The sequence below is a fragment of the Planococcus donghaensis genome (genome assembly GCF_001687665.2).
In the GTDB taxonomy this organism is placed as follows: Bacteria; Bacillota; Bacilli; order Bacillales_A; family Planococcaceae; genus Planococcus; species Planococcus donghaensis.
In genome coordinates, this window is sequence record NZ_CP016543.2 from 2899555 (window position 1) to 2915693 (window position 16139).

Genomic DNA, 16139 nt, shown 5'->3' on the forward strand with positions numbered 1-16139 from the left:
ATTAATATAGAAGAAAGCCGCTCCAGAAAATCTGGAGCGGCAGTTTGTAGATAAAATAGTACTTACTCATTTTTTGTATGCATATAGGATTCTCCGCACCCAGTGGACGCTTTCCGCGGACTCCGCGCTGAGCCTCCTCGTCGCAAGCTCCTGCGGGGTCTCATCACTTCGTTTTTCCTCTGGAAAGTCAGTGACCGAAGGGACTTCGGACAGTGGCTTTGCGACGAAGCTAGCGCAGCGATGCAGGAGCATATCTTTGCCCTTCGCCACTTGGTGCTCCGAATCTTGGAGTGAGTAGAGGAAAAAACTTTTCATAAGTTATTTTTATGATGAAGCGTACTAAAGAATCTTACTTTGTTTGTAGCAAGAAGCCTTCAACTGGGCTGGTCCACGGAGACTCCTGTGGGACAGCGAAAGCTGAAGACCCCGCAGGAATAGCATTGGCCGAAGCCTGCGAGGACAAGCTTTTGCGACGAAGCTAGCGCAGCGATGCAGGAGCATGGGTTTTCAGTGACGAGGAGGCTGAAGCTGAGCCCACGGAAAGCGAAGTGGCCAGCCCGGTTGAAGAGTATACATCACTATTTAGTTTAATAAGACTTTATACACAGTCTGAGCCGCTCCAGAAAACCTGGAGCGGCTCTTTTTAGCTTATTACTACTGTTATTGCTCAGTCATCCATTGAGGTTTACCGAATCCTTCAAAATTCTCATCGATTACTTTTTCGAATTCTTCCGATTCCACAATTTCTATTAAATCATTAGCCAATTCACTATCTTCATTTTCTGCTTTAACCGCCACTAAATTACGGTACTGATCTGGCATGTTTTCAAGTGCCAATGCATCCAAAAGATCCATTTCAGCTGCTAATGCAAAGTTTCCAGGAACAGCGGATAAATCAGATCCTTCAACTGCACGTGGCAATTGACCAGCTTCGATTGGCTGGAATACTAGGTTCTTTTTGTTCGTAATAACATCTCTTTCTGAAATTTTTAAGTCATCTACTTCTGGATCCACTTCAACGAGACCTTGATCTTCAAGAATCTGCAAAGCACGAGCCGCATTAACAGGGTCATTAGGAATTGCGATGGTTGCGCCATCTTCAATGTCCTCTAATGTATCAAATTGATTAGAGTAAATACCCATTGGTGCTGTTGGCACAACGATTAAGCCAGACAAGTCCATATTGTTTTCTTTTTCAAAGTTCTCCAAGTAAATGGTGTGCTGGAATAGGTTGGCATCAATATCGCCACCATCAAGCGCAATATTGGGTTGTATATAATCACTAAATTCTACCAGTTCAACTGTATATCCTTTTTCTTCAAGACCTGGGACAATGGCTTGTTTAAGCATATCGCTATAAGGCCCTGCCGTAGCTCCTAATTTAATGTCTTTTGAAGGCTCTCCTGATGTTGCTTCGTTTTCTTCACTGCCACATGCCGCTAAAGCTAATGCACTTGCTGCTACGAGTAATCCTAATTTTTTCATGTCATTCTCCCCTTATCGTTTATCTATCGCTTTCGCTGTATAGTCTCCTGCTTGTTGAATCAATTGAACCAACACAATTAAAATTACGACTGTGACAATCATGATGGTGTTGTCGTATCGATAATAACCAAAGCGAATGGCCAAATCTCCTATGCCTCCGCCACCCACAACACCAGCCATAGCTGAATAAGCAACTAAGCTAATAATCGTTAATGTAATTCCTTGGACGATGCTCGCCTTTGCTTCAGGGAGTAGAACGTCTTTAATAATCATCCATGGTGTGGCTCCTACTGCAATAGCTGCTTCAATTACCCCTTTATCAATTTCACGAAGTGAATTTTCTACAATTCGCGCGAAAAAGGGAATGGCTGCAACCGATAAAGAAACACTGGCCGCAACCGGACCGATTGTTGTCCCTGTGATAAGTTTCGTCAAAGGAATAAGTGCTACTAACAAAATGATAAATGGAATAGAGCGTACAATATTTACAATAAAGCCAAGCACTGAGTTGACTGGTCGATTTTCAAGAAACAAGCCACGATCTGTTATAAATAGCAAAATTCCGAGTGGCAATCCTATAATCAGTGACACCGATAATGAGATGCCGATCATCATTAACGTTTGGAAAAATGCAGTTTGGATTTCTGGCCACAACTCAATAATTCGTCCCCATTCAATGTCCACTCGATATCACCTCCACAATTGCTGACCTATTTTCTAAGTATCTCAAAGCCTCCATAACTTCTATTTCAGCGCCTTTTAACTCCATAACAAAGATACCAAGTGGTCGCTCTTGAATATACTCGATGGCTCCATGTAAAAAGTTACCTTTTACTGAAAAGCTCTGGAGCATGTCGGAAATGACGCCTTCACCGGCTACGCCACCTTTAAATAATACTTTTACTAAGGTTCCTTTAAACTCTTTTAAAATATGTACTGGCACATTAAAGGATACGACACTAGAGATAAATTCCTTTGTTAGTTCTTTTTGAGGATCCGCAAAAATATCGTATACTCGTCCTTCTTCAATCACACGCCCCCCTTGCATGATGGCCATGCGATCACAAATTTCTTTTACGACATTCATCTCGTGAGTGATTAACACAATCGTAATGTTCAATATTTGATTGATCTCTTTTAATAACCGCAAAATTGATAAAGTCGTATTAGGATCGAGTGCTGAAGTTGCTTCGTCACATAGCAGCACCGCGGGATTGTTGGCCAACGCTCGCGCTATGCCGACGCGTTGTTTTTGACCACCACTCAACTGTGCAGGATAGACATCCCGTTTATCAGCCAAGCCGACCATTTCAAGCAGTTCTTCTACACGATTTTTAATCTCTTTAGAAGGCGTACCAGCCGCTCGAAGTGCAAAAGCGATATTGTCATACACCGTCTTTTGACTAATCAAATAAAAATGTTGAAAAATCATGCCGATTTTTAATCGCGCTTTTCTCAATTGATCGCCACTTAGCGTAGTCAAATCTTTTTTATCGACTACGATACTGCCTGAAGTTGGTCGTTCAAGTAAGTTGATGCAGCGAATCAGAGAACTTTTTCCGGCTCCTGAATAACCAACAATTCCGAAAATCTCTCCTTTCCCAACTTCAAGTGAGACATTGTCCACTCCGGTGACGGTACCATGCTTTGTTGTATAAGTTTTTGTCAAATTCTTAATCTGTATCATAGCTTCCCCCCGGCAATAAAAAAATGCCTCTTTCATCAAGAAAGAGACATCGAAAATTTTAATTTCTCGACTTATCTTCCGAAATGCTTTTACATTTCGCAGGACTTGGCACCTTCCCAATTGGGGGTTGCCGGACGTCATAGGGCCTACCCCTCGGTCTCTCTTGATAAGTTGTTATATTAGATTGAATTTTATATTACAGACATAAATTCAGAGTGTCAATCAAATTTTGAATGTTTCGTATAATTTTTCGCGGCGATCGTCGAATACCGGAATTCGTTTTCGAACTTCTTCTACTTCGTTCAAATCAATTTCCACATAACCTATGCCTTCTTCTTTTTTCATGTCTAACCGAATTTCTCCCCACGGAGCAACTACCATGGTGCTGCCACCAAAGACGTTGTTCGGATCACTGCCGATGCGGTTAACGCCAACAATAAAACATTGGTTTTCAATCGCACGAGCTTGTAGTAACGTACGCCAATGATCAATTCTTGGCTCCGGCCATTCTGCAGACACAAAAATAAGCTTTGCATCGTTCAATGCTTGCGCTCGAATCCACTCAGGAAAACGGATATCGTAGCAAATAACACCGCCATAAACGACATTATCCAATTTAAACGTGCCAAGAGAATCGCCTTCTTCTAAATGAATATGTTCATCCATCAATCCAAAACGATGTGCTTTATCATATTCAGAAACAAGCTCACCTTTTTTATTGACGACATACATCGTATTGTAAAAACCGTTATTTTTCTCTGTTGAAACAGAACCCCCAACAATGTTTACCGATTTTTCTTTTGCAAAGTTTTTCAACATCTCTACTGTCCGGTTTGTACTGTCCGCCAATGTGTTGAGCTCTGTTAGCGCATAACCCGTATTCCACATTTCAGGCAAAACTATCGTATCTGCCCCATTGTCAGCGGCTTCAGTTAAATAGTTCAATACCTGCTGGTAGTTTTTTTCTGGTTCCCCAAATACAATATCCATCTGAACACATGCAATTTTCATATTCTCTCCTCCAGTAGACAAGCTCCTCTAAATTCTATAAGATTCGGAGTAGAAGTGCAATTATTTCGAAAATAAGGAGAATTACATGGACTTTTCTAACCGCTTGCAAAATTTACCGACTCAATTTTTTGCTTCTCTTGTTGCTAAAACAAGCAAAGCTATCGCTGAAGGACGTGATGTGATTAATCTTGGCCAAGGCAACCCTGATCAGCCAACACCCGATCATATCGTTAAAGCATTGCAAACTGCAGTGACCGATCCAAAAACGCATAAGTATTCACCTTTCCGCGGAATATCAACTTTACGTCAAGCAGCAGCGGATTTTTATAAACGCGAGTATAACGTAGATATCGACCCTGATTTAGAAGTCGCGATTATGTGCGGGACAAAAATTGGTTTGGTTGAATTGCCATTAGCATTATTAAACTCAGAGGACCTCTTATTACTGCCTAACCCAGGTTATCCTGATTATTTGTCCGGGGCACCATTAGCGAATATTGATTTTGAACTGATGAAACTTGATCCACAAAAAGGCTATTTGCCAAACTTTGATGAGTTATCGGAATCTGTTCGCACGCGCGCAAAATTAATGTATTTAAACTATCCAAATAACCCAACAGGTGCCGTAGCGAACAAAGAATTTTTCGACGAGACTGTTGCTTTTGCGAAAGAAAATAACATTGCCATTGTTCACGACTTTGCCTATGGAGCTATTGGTTTTGAAGGTAAAAAACCTACAAGTTTTTTACAGTCTGAAGGAGCAAAAGAAGTCGGTATTGAAATGTATACATTATCGAAAACGTACAATATGGCTGGCTGGCGCATTGGATTTGCCGTGGGGCATCCGAAAATGATTGAAGCATTAAATTTAATCCAAGATCATTTATTTGCTGGATTATTCCCTGCTGTTCAACTAGCTGCAGCTGAAGCGTTAAACGCCGATCAGCAATGTGTCGACGATTTAGTAAATCTCTATGAAAAACGCAGAAACGTACTCGTCGCCGAATGTGCACGTATTGGTTGGGAAATAACAGCTCCCCAAGGCTCATTCTTTGCTTGGTTACCGATTCCAAAAGGTTTTACGAGTATCGAATTTGCTGATTTCCTACTTGAAAAGGCAGATATTGCGGTAGCTGCCGGTAGTGGATTTGGTGATGGTGGAGAAGGCTTTGTCCGGGTTGGACTACTCGTTGACGAAAGTCGTATTGTTGAAGCAATCAGCCGTATTGAAAAACTAAAGTTATTTTAAACAACAAAAGACAGCTCCTTGTTTTTAAGAGAGCTGTCTTTTGTTGTTTAATCCGCCACATGCGATCTGGTTATTCGACAACCCCCACATGTTCGAGTGGTGAAATTCGCACTTTCACTTCTCCCACAACACTCTTTTCTGAAATAAACCCTAAAACTCGGGAATCAGTACTGTTCAATCGATTATCTCCTAACACAAAATAAGATTCCGACGGCACAGTAAATTCTTTCAAATCCTCGGTTAATCGCAACATGCCCATTTGTTTTGCCGTTTTTAAATTTTTTTCTAAATAGGGCTCAGTTACTGCTTTTCCATTCAAATAAAGTTGATCATCTTGCATGGAAATAACATCACCCGGCACTCCAATTACCCGTTTAATAAAATTTACGCCATTTGGCGCAGTAAAAACAATCATGTCGAAATTTTCGATTGAGTAAATTTTCGCTAGCACGACTTTATCATTTTCTTCAAACGTAGGCATCATCGATTCCCCGTGGACGGCTACTGGTTCAAACAGAAAATGCCTTGATAGTAAGACAATTAGTACAGTCAAAATGATGACTCGCATCCAAGATATAGATTCTTTTACAGGATCTTTATACACATCGTCTCCTCCTATAACTTTATATCTTTTATTATAATACGCATTATGCTTTGTGCCTACTGCTTGGTTTTATCCTTACAGAAGCAATTAACTTCATAGGCTTTTAACGGCCCTTTCCAACATAGAATGACGCCTCTAATTCTTACTATCTATATAGCTTACTAGCGTCTGAATCGTCAGACTTTTGAGCCCTTCGCAATTTTATGTTACACTCAATAAAAAATGTAGGTGATTAGAATGGTAGGAAGAAATGATCCATGCCCATGCGGCAGTGGCAAGAAATACAAAAAATGTCACGGAAAACAAGAAACTGTATCTATCAACGATTTGGTGAATGAAGAACTATTCAAAGTACGTCAACAGTTCTTCTCGGAAAACCCAAATCAGACACATATTACTGAATTCCGTGAGTTACAACAAGAATGGCAGCCACATTTGATGAAATCAATGGCTGAAAACGATGCACAAGCATTTGTTATTGAGAATTTCCTGTTCATGAAAAAACCTGAACTATGGGAAGAGTTTTTAGAAAAACAAATTGAACTTGCTCAACGTCCAACAACAAAAGAAGTACTTGGAAATTGGAAAGACGTAAAAGTATTCCTTGGTCAATATATTAAAGGCGATACAGAAAAAGCTCAATTTACAGATGTTTTCACTGGTGAAACCCTTGAAATGGCAGATCAACCACCAACAGATATGGAAAACGGTCAAGGCTTATTAGCAATCCTTCTTCCAGATTCACGCGTTGGTGATAAAGGCGTTTTATTCTTGAACGGCTATTTAACAGTTGTTGGAGAATTTACTCCATTCTTCGAACAACTGAAAGCACAAATCGCTACTGAAAATGCTTCACAAGATGAAAGCTACTTGCGCGATAACTACTTAACCATTGTTGAACAAATTGTTAAGTACTCAACTGGCCGTGTAGAAGAAAGCATCCAGCTTTCTCCAGAACATGATTCTGTGATGGCTGAACTTGATAAGCATATCGAGAAAGCTGATTTTGATGAAGAAACAGTTAGCAATATTACAAGTATTTTAAATAGCTATCTCGTTAGCCAGCAACCAACTGTCCAAAAACCTGAAGCACTTGTAGCAGGATACTGGAGATTCTTACAGGATCACGAATTGGTGAAAGGCCCTATGCTCTCTTCAAAAGACTTAAGTGAAAAATTCGGTGTATCTTCAAGTACAATCTTGAAACGCTCTAAAGAATTCAGCGCTTATTTCGAAGAATTGTTAGCCAAAAAATAATCCCAAAAGCTGTAGCACATTACCGTTTATTGGATATATCAGCAAAAAGAGTAGCCTCGGCTACTCTTTTTTTGTTTGTTGATAACTTTAAAGGGAATCATAAAAGAAGGAAGAAAAAACGGTGTCTATAAGGAAATTTCTCTATTTTAATCATCTTATACACAGTAAACCGCTAATTATTGTGTGCTATGTGGATAAGTTTTTAGAATTTTGTTAATTTTATTGCATAAAAGAAACTTATTAACATGTGGATAATTTTATTAAAACTAATAAAAGGAGGATGAGTATGTTTGAAATCACACTCAGTAGTTTTATACGAATCGTTACAGTCGGATTTCTAGCTTATGTGGGACTTGTTATTTTACTTCGGGTGTCAGGTAAACGAACATTAACAAAATTAAATGCTTTTGACTTGGTCGTGACAGTGGCTTTAGGTTCGACCCTTTCGACTATATTACTCAACAATAGCATAAGTTTACTTGAAGGAATGACAGCATTTGGGATGCTCATTTTATTGCAATATTTGATGACTCTTTTTTCTCTTCATTTCGATTGGTTTAACAACTTGATTAAGTCAGAACCACGTCTTTTGTATTTAGATGGAAATTTCTTAAAAAGCTCTATGCGAAAAGAACGCATTAAAGAAATGGAAATTCTTCAAGCTATACGAAATACAGGATTTGGATCTACGGAAAAAGTAAAAGCAGTCATCCTCGAAACTGACGGTAGTTTATCAGTTATTAGTAGTGAAACAGGCAATGCGTTAAAGCACGTTAACTCAGAAGTAGATTTAAACGAGACCTAATTTATTCACGAAAAAAGTGCATGGGTTTTATCCATGCACTTTTTCTTATGGTCTAGGTGGCTTCACGCGCAATTTTCGGTATTCCCGTCTTGCAGGTGCTGTTTCAAAAAAGAGTTTTTCGCCTACCGATTCCGGCAAAACAGGAGGAACAGGGGTTGGTTTGCCATCGTCTCCCATTGCAACCATCGTCAAGAATGATTCTGTCGTTAACTTTTCATCACCTGTTTGAAGGTTCTTTGATTTTACTCGGACGTAAACTTCCATCGAAGTTCGGCCTGTTGAAGTAACATTCGCCTCAAGTTCTAATACATCTCCAACTTTAGCTGAAGATAAAAAATCAACCGAATCAATAGATGCTGTTACAACAACTTGACGACGTGCGTGCTTCATTGCCGTAATTCCTGCGATTTCATCGATGTATGCTAAAACTTTCCCCCCAAAAATAGAATCCATGTGATTGGTATCAGGAGGAAGAACAAGCTTGGTTTGAATGGTTCTTGATTCTTTCATCGGTTTTGCTTCCATTATCATCAATCCTTTCTATAATAGCCGTGTTATTGGAAGTTTCCCCAAAACAATAGCCTTTCCTTTATAATATATTGAAATGAGGAGGAATACTTTATGTCAGAGTTATTGAATATTTTAAACACCCCTGAATTCCAGTCCAAAACAACCTTAAAACATCAGCTTCAAAAGCTTGGCATCGTGGCCGGGGACCGAATAATGGTTCATTCATCATTAAAATCTATGGGATGGATCGCTGGAGGGGCTCAAGCGGTCGTTGAAGCCTTACTAGAAACTATTACAGAAGCAGGCACTATCATTATGCCCGCTCAGTCTTCGGACAACTCAGACCCTGTTTACTGGATGCAGCCACCGGTTCCTGAAAATTGGCATCAATCGATTCGCGACCACCTTCCTGCATTTGATCCTCACTTAAGCGGACTACGGGGTATGGGCAAAATTGCCGAATGCTTTCATCGCCACCCAGCGACCATTCGAAGCCCCCATCCTTCTCACTCATTTATGGCGTGGGGGGCCCATGCCAAAGACTGGATGAGTGAACAGCCGATTGACGATTCTTTTGGAGAAAAATCACCCTTGGCAAAAATGCTACAAGCCAAAGTCAAAATTCTTTTAATTGGGGTCGATTTCGATTCATGTACAGCTCTTCACTATGCCGAATTTGTTCAAGAAAATCGTTCCACTTCACCACAAGGTGCCGCTATGATACAGGATGGAGAACGAGTTTGGCAAACATATGACTGTATCGATATGGATTCAGAGCGCTTTCCAGAAATCGCCAAAGCTTTTCCAGGTGTTATTTCTAAAGGCGTATTGGGGCAAGCCGAAACGCAAATCGTTGATATGAAAGAGATTGTCGAATTTGGAATCGACTGGATTAAGGAACATCCTACAACATAAAACATAGAAAATGCCAGCACTCTTTGAGCAGCTGGCGTTTTTCATGGCGTAATAATTTCGGATAACAATTTTTCTAAACGATCATTGTCTTTATTGAATGAGTCAACAAACGCATTGATAATCTCTGCAGGTTCACGTACTTTTCCCCACTCTAACTGATAGCCTGCATTTTGTAGCAATTGACGTGCAAATTCACGAATACTACGCCCATTCCCTTCTCGAAAAGGATGCAAAGCATTCAATTCCGATAGAAAATAAGCTAGTCGACTAACGAGCTGATTTCGTGGCAACTTTTTCAAGTAGTTCTCAGCTTTTAATTCGTTAAAAATTTTAAGCAACTGTGTTTCAATGTGTTTGGGATGAGCAAAAGACGAAGAACCTTTCGAAATCATTTCTTTTCTCAATTCTCCAGCAAACGGATAGACATCTTGAAGGATGTATTGATGAATGGCCAAGTAAGCTTTAACATCTAAAGAGTCTGCTGGCTTTTGTAATCGCAGTTCTGCAAGGCGGAACAAAGAATAGACTTTCTCCAATTCTTTCAGCTTTTCTTCATCTTCTACATCAAACAAATTGATCAATACATCAGTACCGGGGTAACAATACATTGAAGCATGTTGATACTTAGACATTGAACTTCCTTTTGATGGCCTGATGGAATTGTGCTTCCGTCCGTTCACCAGTTAATACCGATCGAACGAAGTTCTCATCCTCACTTGTCACATCAAATCCTTCTGTAACTAAAGAATGTGAAGCATAGGAAATCGCATGATTGGCTTGTTCATGGGAAACTCGGTTTGCTAAATTCGTCAACGGAATGACCACCTTTCATGTAGAAATTATACCATTTCTCTACTGTTTTTTCTATCATCAACCCTTGCTCCATAAAGGTTTCGATCGCATTTTATATACTGAAAAAGAATAAAAAAACCCGGATGCAAATGCATCCGGGTTCGTTTACGCTTGTTGCTGCAATTCTTTACTTTCTTCGGGCGTGAAAGCTCTAGACCTTGTTAAGAACCGCTTGCCTTCAACTCCCTCTAGTGAAAACATTCCGCCTCGCCCTGGCACGACATCAATAATCAGCTGGGTATGGCTCCAGTAGTCAAACTGGTTTTTATGCATATAAAATTCACTGTCTCCGATAACCCCCATTAAAATGTCTTGATCCCCGACAAATAAGTCGCCTTTCGGATAACACATAGGCGAGCTACCATCACAGCAGCCTCCGGATTGATGAAACATGACAGGGCCATGTTTTTCCTTTAGCAATTCAATCAATTCAAGAGCAGCATCTGTCGCAATTACGCGTTCGACCATTGCTATCCCTACTTTCTTGTAGTCTTTAGACTACATAAGATCAAAAGAATCCTTGCTTGTTTTCATTGTAGCTAACTAACATATTTTTTGTTTGTTGGTAATGGTTAAGCATCATTAGATGATTTTCACGACCAAATCCAGACATTTTGTATCCGCCAAATGCTGCGTGAGCTGGGTACTGGTGGTAACAGTTTGTCCATACGCGCCCTGCTTGGATACCACGTCCAAAGCGATAAGCTGTATTCGTATCACGTGTCCAAATTCCAGAACCTAGTCCATATAATGTATCGTTAGCGATTTCAAGCGCTTCTTCTTTTGTTTTAAACGTCGTAACAGAAACAACTGGACCAAAAATTTCTTCTTGGAACACACGCATCTTGTTGTGCCCTTTAAAGACGGTCGGTTGGATATAGTAACCTTCTGCTAAATCGCCTTCTAAATGGTTCCGATCACCGCCTGCAAGAACTTCTGCGCCTTCTTGTTTACCGATATCTAAGTAAGATTGAATTTTCTCCATTTGCTCTGTAGAAGCTTGTGCTCCCATCATCGTTTCTGGATCAAGCGGATTTCCAAGTTTAATCGCTGCTACACGCTTTAATACACGCTCCATAAACTCGTCGTAAATGTCTTCTTGGATCAATGCACGAGATGGACATGTACACACTTCACCTTGGTTTAATGCGAACATAACAAATCCTTCAACTGCTTTATCAAGGAAAGCATCGTCCGCGTCCATAATGTCTTTAAAGAAGATATTTGGTGATTTTCCACCCAGTTCCAATGTTACTGGGATTAAGTTTTGTGATGCATACTGCATGATCATACGACCAGTAGTCGTTTCACCTGTAAATGCTACTTTGCTAATGCGTGGACTTGAAGCAAGTGGCTTCCCTGTTTCAAGACCAAAGCCGTTTACAATATTTAAGACACCAGGCGGTAAAATATCACCAATTAATTCGGCTAATACAAGAATACTTGCCGGAGTCTGCTCAGCAGGTTTTAATACCACGCAGTTACCCGCAGCTAATGCCGGAGCAAGTTTCCAAACAGCCATTAAAATTGGGAAGTTCCAAGGAATAATTTGACCCACAACACCAAGCGGCTCATGGAAATGATACGCTACTGTATCGTCATCAAGTTGGCTTAAAGATCCTTCTTGTGCTCGGATTGCTCCAGCAAAATAACGGAAATGATCGATCGCTAGTGGTAAATCGGCATTTAGCGTTTCACGTACCGCTTTCCCGTTATCCCATGTTTCAGCAACAGCTAACATTTCTAAGTTTTGTTCCATGCGATCGGCAATTTTCAGTAAAGCATTGGCACGTTCAGTAACTGAAGTTTTGCCCCACGCATCTTTAGCTGCATGTGCTGCATCAAGTGCTAGTTCTACATCTTCGGCGGTTGAGCGCGCAATTTCAGTAAATTTTTTGCCTGTAACTGGCGAAACGTTATCAAAGTATTGACCTTTGACAGGCGCTTTCCACTCTCCATTTATAAAGTTCTCATATTTCTCTTTAAAATTTACTTTTGAACCTTCTGTATTAGGTACTGCATAGACCATTCTTATCTCTCCCCTTTGATCATTTTACCATTATGTACACGCTTTCATTATTTCATTACCCCTTGGCGTAGTAATAACAGCTTCCCTTCTATATTGTCAAACTAATCTAAAAATTGCAACTGTAAAACACTAATTTTTTTTATTCATCCCCTTGGTTCATGTATAATGAGAGCGAGACTAGGAAATACGGTACTGAAAGGAATTTATTATGCGAATCAATAAGTTTTTAAGTGAGACAGGAATTACTTCTCGGCGCGGAGCTGATAAGTTTATCGAAGCAGGTCGAGTGACCATTAACGGCAAATTAGCCGAACTTGGTAGTAAAGTAGAATCGAATGATGAAGTAAAAGTCGATGGCAAGATTATCGAACAACCGCAGCGGCAATACGTCTACTTAGCGTTAAACAAACCAGTAGGCATCACGAGCACAACAGAGCGGCATATTGAAGGAAATATTGTCGATTTCGTTAATCACCCAGAACGTATTTTTCATATAGGCCGCTTGGATAAAGATTCAGAAGGGCTTATTCTATTGACGAATGACGGGGATATTGTCAACGAAATTTTACGTGTTGAAAATGAACACGAGAAAGAATACATCGTTAAAGTAGACATGCCCATCACTGAATCTTTTTTATCCAAAATGGAACAAGGTGTTGAAATTCTTGGAACGAAAACACTTCCAGCAAAAGCTGAAAAATTATCTAGTTACACCTTTAAACTAACCTTACGTCAAGGTTTAAACCGACAAATCCGTCGCATGTGTTCAGCACTTGGCTATGAGGTTCGGAGTTTAAAAAGAGTCCGCATTATTAATATTTTCTTAGGAGATTTACCTATTGGTGAATGGCGCGATTTGACAGATGCTGAACGAACAGAGCTGTTCAACCAACTCAATTACACACCAAAACGCTAAGGGGGAATTTGATATGTTAGCCATGAAAAGCACACCTAACCATACAGGGGTTAAAATTAGCGGCGATTATTTTGATTTGGATGAGCTAAACTTAGCCATTTATAAAATGATTGGGCAAGAAGACCAGTATTATGGCTATGAAGGATCGAGAATGAGAATCCTTAGTATTTCCCATGAAATCCGGTGTGCCGCTCAAGGCGACCGTAATGTAGACTTTGTGTTTAATGGTCTTCACGAACATACAATGAAGCAGCACGAATTAATTGCTCCTGATAAAAATATTTACTTTTCTACTGAAGTGTTGTGGCCTGAAGTAATTTATGCAGCAATCGCTTTAAAAGATTTCGTGAACTTCTACCAAAAGGATAAAGAATTTCCGTTTTGGGACGTGCACATCCCTACAATTCTTCGCTTTCAATCATTGGTTCTTGATTGTTTACAAGGGCATGTTCCAGAAGAGGAATTCGATGCTATCTTACAAGCCTTTAACCAACCGGGCTCCGTAAACGATTACGCTATCCAATACGTAGACCTATTAAACTTAAAATACATCGGCATGACTAAAAAGCAACGTGAACAAAGTCTATCAACGATCGCAATGAAAATCGCAGTACAAGATCAAGATTACACAGCGTTTCGCAACCAAGTAATCGCCGCGGCTTCTCCACATAAAAAGCCGATACACGAAATTTCCATAAAAGCCGAATATCCGGAAAACTTTGAGTGGTGAACAGAAAAGTGAAAGTGCCTGTTCAGCTCCGACAGGCATAAGGCAGAACAGCAGTGTGGCGCTCTTTGCCACGCAGCTGGGTTGCCTTATGTCCCGAGGAGCTAGGCACTTGCAACTAGACTAGAAAAGCGCAGGCTGCCATGTAGATTCGACGGGCATAAGTACAGAAATCAAAAAAGCTCACGCTAACAATGCGTGAGCTTCAGACTGTAGACAAAGTCTTATTAAACTGAATAGTAATGCATAATCTCCAACTGGGCTGGCCACTTCGCTTTCCGTGGGCTCAGCTTCAGCCTCCTCGTCACTGAAAACCCATGCTCCTGCATCGCTGCGCTAGCTTCGTCGCAAAAGCTTGTCCTCGCAGGCTTCGGCCAATGCTATTCCTGCGGGGTCTTCAGCTTTCGCTGTCCCACAGGAGTCTTCGTGGACCAGCCCAGTTGAAGGCTTCTTGCTGCAAACAAAGTGAGATTCTATAGTGCGCTTCACCGTATAAACAACGTGGTAAAACATTTTCCCTACTCACTCCAGGATTCGGAGCACCTAGTGGCGAAGGGCAAAGATATGCTCCTGCATCGCTGCGCTAGCTTCGTCGCAAAGCCACTGCCCGAACTCCCTTCGGTCACTGACTTTCCAGAGGAAAAACGAAGTGATGAGACCCCGCAGGAGCTTGCGACGAGGAGGCTCAGCGCGGAGTCCGCGGAAAGCGTCCACTAGGTGTGGAGAATCCCATATGCATACAAAGAAATGAGTAAATATTTTTTTGTCTACAAGCTGAAGCTCACGCTAACAATGCGTGAGCTTTTTTGATGCCATAATATGCAGAACAACTAAGTCACTTGGTTCCAGTGCCGTCAACCTATGTCTTTCATTGGACTTTATATGAAGAATATTTTCAGAAGTCCCTTCAACAACTTTCCCTTCTACTTTAAAAGAAACCTTTCCACTCCACACAACAATGAGAGTATCCGCTGCTGAGTCATACTCCGGAATAGTTTCTCCAATTTGCAATTGTATATTTACTACATTGGTGTTTTCAAAGCTTAATATTTTTTGAACATGTTTACTTTTCTCACCCAGTAGATTAGGAGTTTCAATCCATTCCATTCAAACACTTCATTATCTGTTATACAGACTATGTACTCGCTACCAACAAAAAAGCGCATGTTCCTTTGAAAGTTCAAAGGAACATGCGCTTTTCATTATTTATTTACCTAACATTTCATCTACTTTGTCTTGGTTGTTATCGATCCATTCTTGTGCAACTTCTTCAGGATCTCCACCTTCTTCAATCTTCACAATCATTTCTTCCACATCGTCAATAGTGATATTCCAGTTACTTAAGAATTCATAAGCTTCTGGTGCACTTTCTTTTAATTCATTGTTTGTAATAACTTCAACAGAAGATGTTTCGAAAAATCCTTTATCGTTCGCCAATACTTTTAAATCGAACTTATTGAACATTGTATGTGGTCTCCAACCATAGAAAATGACGGGTTCTTCATCTGCCATCATTTTTTGAGCTTGAGCCATCATACCGCCCTCTGAAGAGTTTACTTGTGTCATATCAAATTCATAAGCTTCAAGAATTTCGTTACTTTCAAGTGTAGCGCCTGCTCCTGCTTCAATTCCGTAAAATTTGTTACCAAAATCATCTTCACGGCCTTTTAAATCTTCAAGTGTATTAATATCTTCCATATAAGCCGGAACTGTCCAGCCTGTTTCTCCGTCTGGGTAGCTTACGGAAACACTTGAAATGTTATCTTCATACTTATCAAGGTAGGTTTGGTGCATTGGTACCCAAGCATCCATGAATACATCTAGATCCCCCCGAGACAATCCTGTGTAAACACTGCCTGCATCTGCACTTGTTTCAACTACTTCATAACCCATGTCTTTTAAGATCAAACCAGCAACTTTTGTTGGGGGTACTGTACTCGTCCATGGTGTCACACCGAAAGTGATTGTTTTTTGTTCAGCACCTTCAGCCTCTCCTGCTGCCTCTTCGTTATCAGAACCACAAGCTACTAAAATTGTTGTAAGCAATGCAATCATTGCTAAAAATAATAATTTTTTCATCATTTATTTCCCC

General features: G+C 40.4%; 18 protein-coding genes and 1 riboswitch. Of the genes, 6 read left to right on the forward strand and 12 right to left on the reverse strand.

What is annotated here, in order from left to right:
* Positions 1-660 precede the first annotated feature (660 nt).
* The 4 genes from BCM40_RS14285 to BCM40_RS14300 all read right to left on the reverse strand — a co-directional run bounded on the left by BCM40_RS14285 (position 661) and on the right by BCM40_RS14300 (position 4183).
* Positions 661-1485: a MetQ/NlpA family ABC transporter substrate-binding protein gene (locus BCM40_RS14285; protein ID WP_065525300.1), complete on the reverse strand. Its 825-nt coding sequence runs from the start codon at positions 1483-1485 to the stop codon at positions 661-663.
* A 12-nt stretch (positions 1486-1497) separates the two neighbouring features.
* On the reverse strand, positions 1498-2169 hold the full coding sequence (locus tag BCM40_RS14290; RefSeq protein WP_065525299.1) for a methionine ABC transporter permease: 672 nt from the start codon (positions 2167-2169) through the stop codon (positions 1498-1500).
* Complete coding sequence (locus BCM40_RS14295; RefSeq protein WP_065525298.1) at positions 2159-3172, reverse strand: methionine ABC transporter ATP-binding protein; 1014 nt, start codon at positions 3170-3172, stop codon at positions 2159-2161. The genes BCM40_RS14290 and BCM40_RS14295 overlap by 11 nt, the downstream gene beginning before the upstream one ends.
* A 68-nt stretch (positions 3173-3240) precedes the next feature.
* A riboswitch (SAM riboswitch) is annotated at positions 3241-3345 on the reverse strand.
* 49 nt (positions 3346-3394) lie between these two features.
* Positions 3395-4183: a carbon-nitrogen family hydrolase gene (locus BCM40_RS14300; protein WP_065525297.1), complete on the reverse strand. Its 789-nt coding sequence runs from the start codon at positions 4181-4183 to the stop codon at positions 3395-3397.
* Between the two features lie 85 nt (positions 4184-4268).
* Between BCM40_RS14300 and BCM40_RS14305 the strand changes: the two genes are divergently transcribed.
* Positions 4269-5432, forward strand: coding sequence for a pyridoxal phosphate-dependent aminotransferase (locus BCM40_RS14305; RefSeq protein WP_065525296.1), 1164 nt, complete (start codon positions 4269-4271; stop codon positions 5430-5432).
* A 70-nt stretch (positions 5433-5502) separates the two neighbouring features.
* Here BCM40_RS14305 and lepB read toward each other — a convergent pair whose 3' ends face one another.
* Positions 5503-6036 (reverse strand): signal peptidase I, encoded by a 534-nt coding sequence (gene lepB / locus BCM40_RS14310; protein WP_065525295.1) that lies wholly within the window; start codon positions 6034-6036, stop codon positions 5503-5505.
* A 237-nt stretch (positions 6037-6273) separates the two neighbouring features.
* Between lepB and BCM40_RS14315 the strand changes: the two genes are divergently transcribed.
* Positions 6274-7293 carry an SEC-C domain-containing protein gene (locus BCM40_RS14315; protein ID WP_065525294.1) on the forward strand — a complete coding sequence of 340 codons (1020 nt, stop codon included), beginning with the start codon at positions 6274-6276 and terminating at the stop codon, positions 7291-7293.
* A gap of 286 nt (positions 7294-7579) precedes the next feature.
* Positions 7580-8098: a DUF421 domain-containing protein gene (locus tag BCM40_RS14320; RefSeq protein WP_065525293.1), complete on the forward strand. Its 519-nt coding sequence runs from the start codon at positions 7580-7582 to the stop codon at positions 8096-8098.
* Between the two features lie 45 nt (positions 8099-8143).
* Here BCM40_RS14320 and BCM40_RS14325 read toward each other — a convergent pair whose 3' ends face one another.
* Positions 8144-8623: an acyl-CoA thioesterase gene (locus BCM40_RS14325; RefSeq protein WP_065525292.1), complete on the reverse strand. Its 480-nt coding sequence runs from the start codon at positions 8621-8623 to the stop codon at positions 8144-8146.
* A 96-nt stretch (positions 8624-8719) separates the two neighbouring features.
* On the opposite strand from BCM40_RS14325, the gene BCM40_RS14330 reads away from it, so the two are divergent.
* Positions 8720-9523: an AAC(3) family N-acetyltransferase gene (locus BCM40_RS14330; RefSeq protein ID WP_065525291.1), complete on the forward strand. Its 804-nt coding sequence runs from the start codon at positions 8720-8722 to the stop codon at positions 9521-9523.
* A 41-nt stretch (positions 9524-9564) separates the two neighbouring features.
* Here BCM40_RS14330 and BCM40_RS14335 read toward each other — a convergent pair whose 3' ends face one another.
* From BCM40_RS14335 to adh, 4 genes are all read right to left on the reverse strand, one after another.
* The gene (locus BCM40_RS14335) at positions 9565-10155 is read right to left on the reverse strand and encodes a Fic/DOC family protein (protein ID WP_065525290.1); all 591 of its coding nucleotides are present in this window, start codon (positions 10153-10155) and stop codon (positions 9565-9567) included.
* Entirely contained in the window at positions 10148-10336 is a 189-nt protein-coding gene (locus tag BCM40_RS14340; RefSeq protein ID WP_008432057.1) for a hypothetical protein, read from the reverse strand. The genes BCM40_RS14335 and BCM40_RS14340 overlap by 8 nt, the downstream gene beginning before the upstream one ends.
* Before the next feature lie 144 nt (positions 10337-10480).
* Entirely contained in the window at positions 10481-10843 is a 363-nt protein-coding gene (locus tag BCM40_RS14345) for a DUF779 domain-containing protein (RefSeq protein WP_065525289.1), read from the reverse strand.
* 40 nt (positions 10844-10883) lie between these two features.
* A complete protein-coding gene (gene adh / locus BCM40_RS14350; RefSeq protein ID WP_065525288.1) occupies positions 10884-12404 on the reverse strand; it encodes an aldehyde dehydrogenase in 1521 nt (506 codons plus the stop codon).
* A gap of 208 nt (positions 12405-12612) precedes the next feature.
* On the opposite strand from adh, the gene rluF reads away from it, so the two are divergent.
* Positions 12613-13320, forward strand: a complete 708-nt coding sequence (gene rluF / locus BCM40_RS14355) for a 23S rRNA pseudouridine(2604) synthase RluF (RefSeq protein ID WP_065525287.1) — start codon at positions 12613-12615, stop codon at positions 13318-13320.
* Positions 13321-13333: 13 nt separating this feature from the next.
* Positions 13334-14050, forward strand: coding sequence for a DUF6904 family protein (locus tag BCM40_RS14360; RefSeq protein WP_065525286.1), 717 nt, complete (start codon positions 13334-13336; stop codon positions 14048-14050).
* Positions 14051-14833: 783 nt separating this feature from the next.
* On the opposite strand, the gene BCM40_RS14365 is transcribed toward BCM40_RS14360, so the two are convergent.
* A complete protein-coding gene (locus tag BCM40_RS14365; protein WP_065525285.1) occupies positions 14834-15154 on the reverse strand; it encodes a cupin domain-containing protein in 321 nt (106 codons plus the stop codon).
* Between the two features lie 99 nt (positions 15155-15253).
* A complete protein-coding gene (locus tag BCM40_RS14370) occupies positions 15254-16126 on the reverse strand; it encodes a glycine betaine ABC transporter substrate-binding protein (protein WP_065525284.1) in 873 nt (290 codons plus the stop codon).
* Positions 16127-16139: the final 13 nt, after the last annotated feature.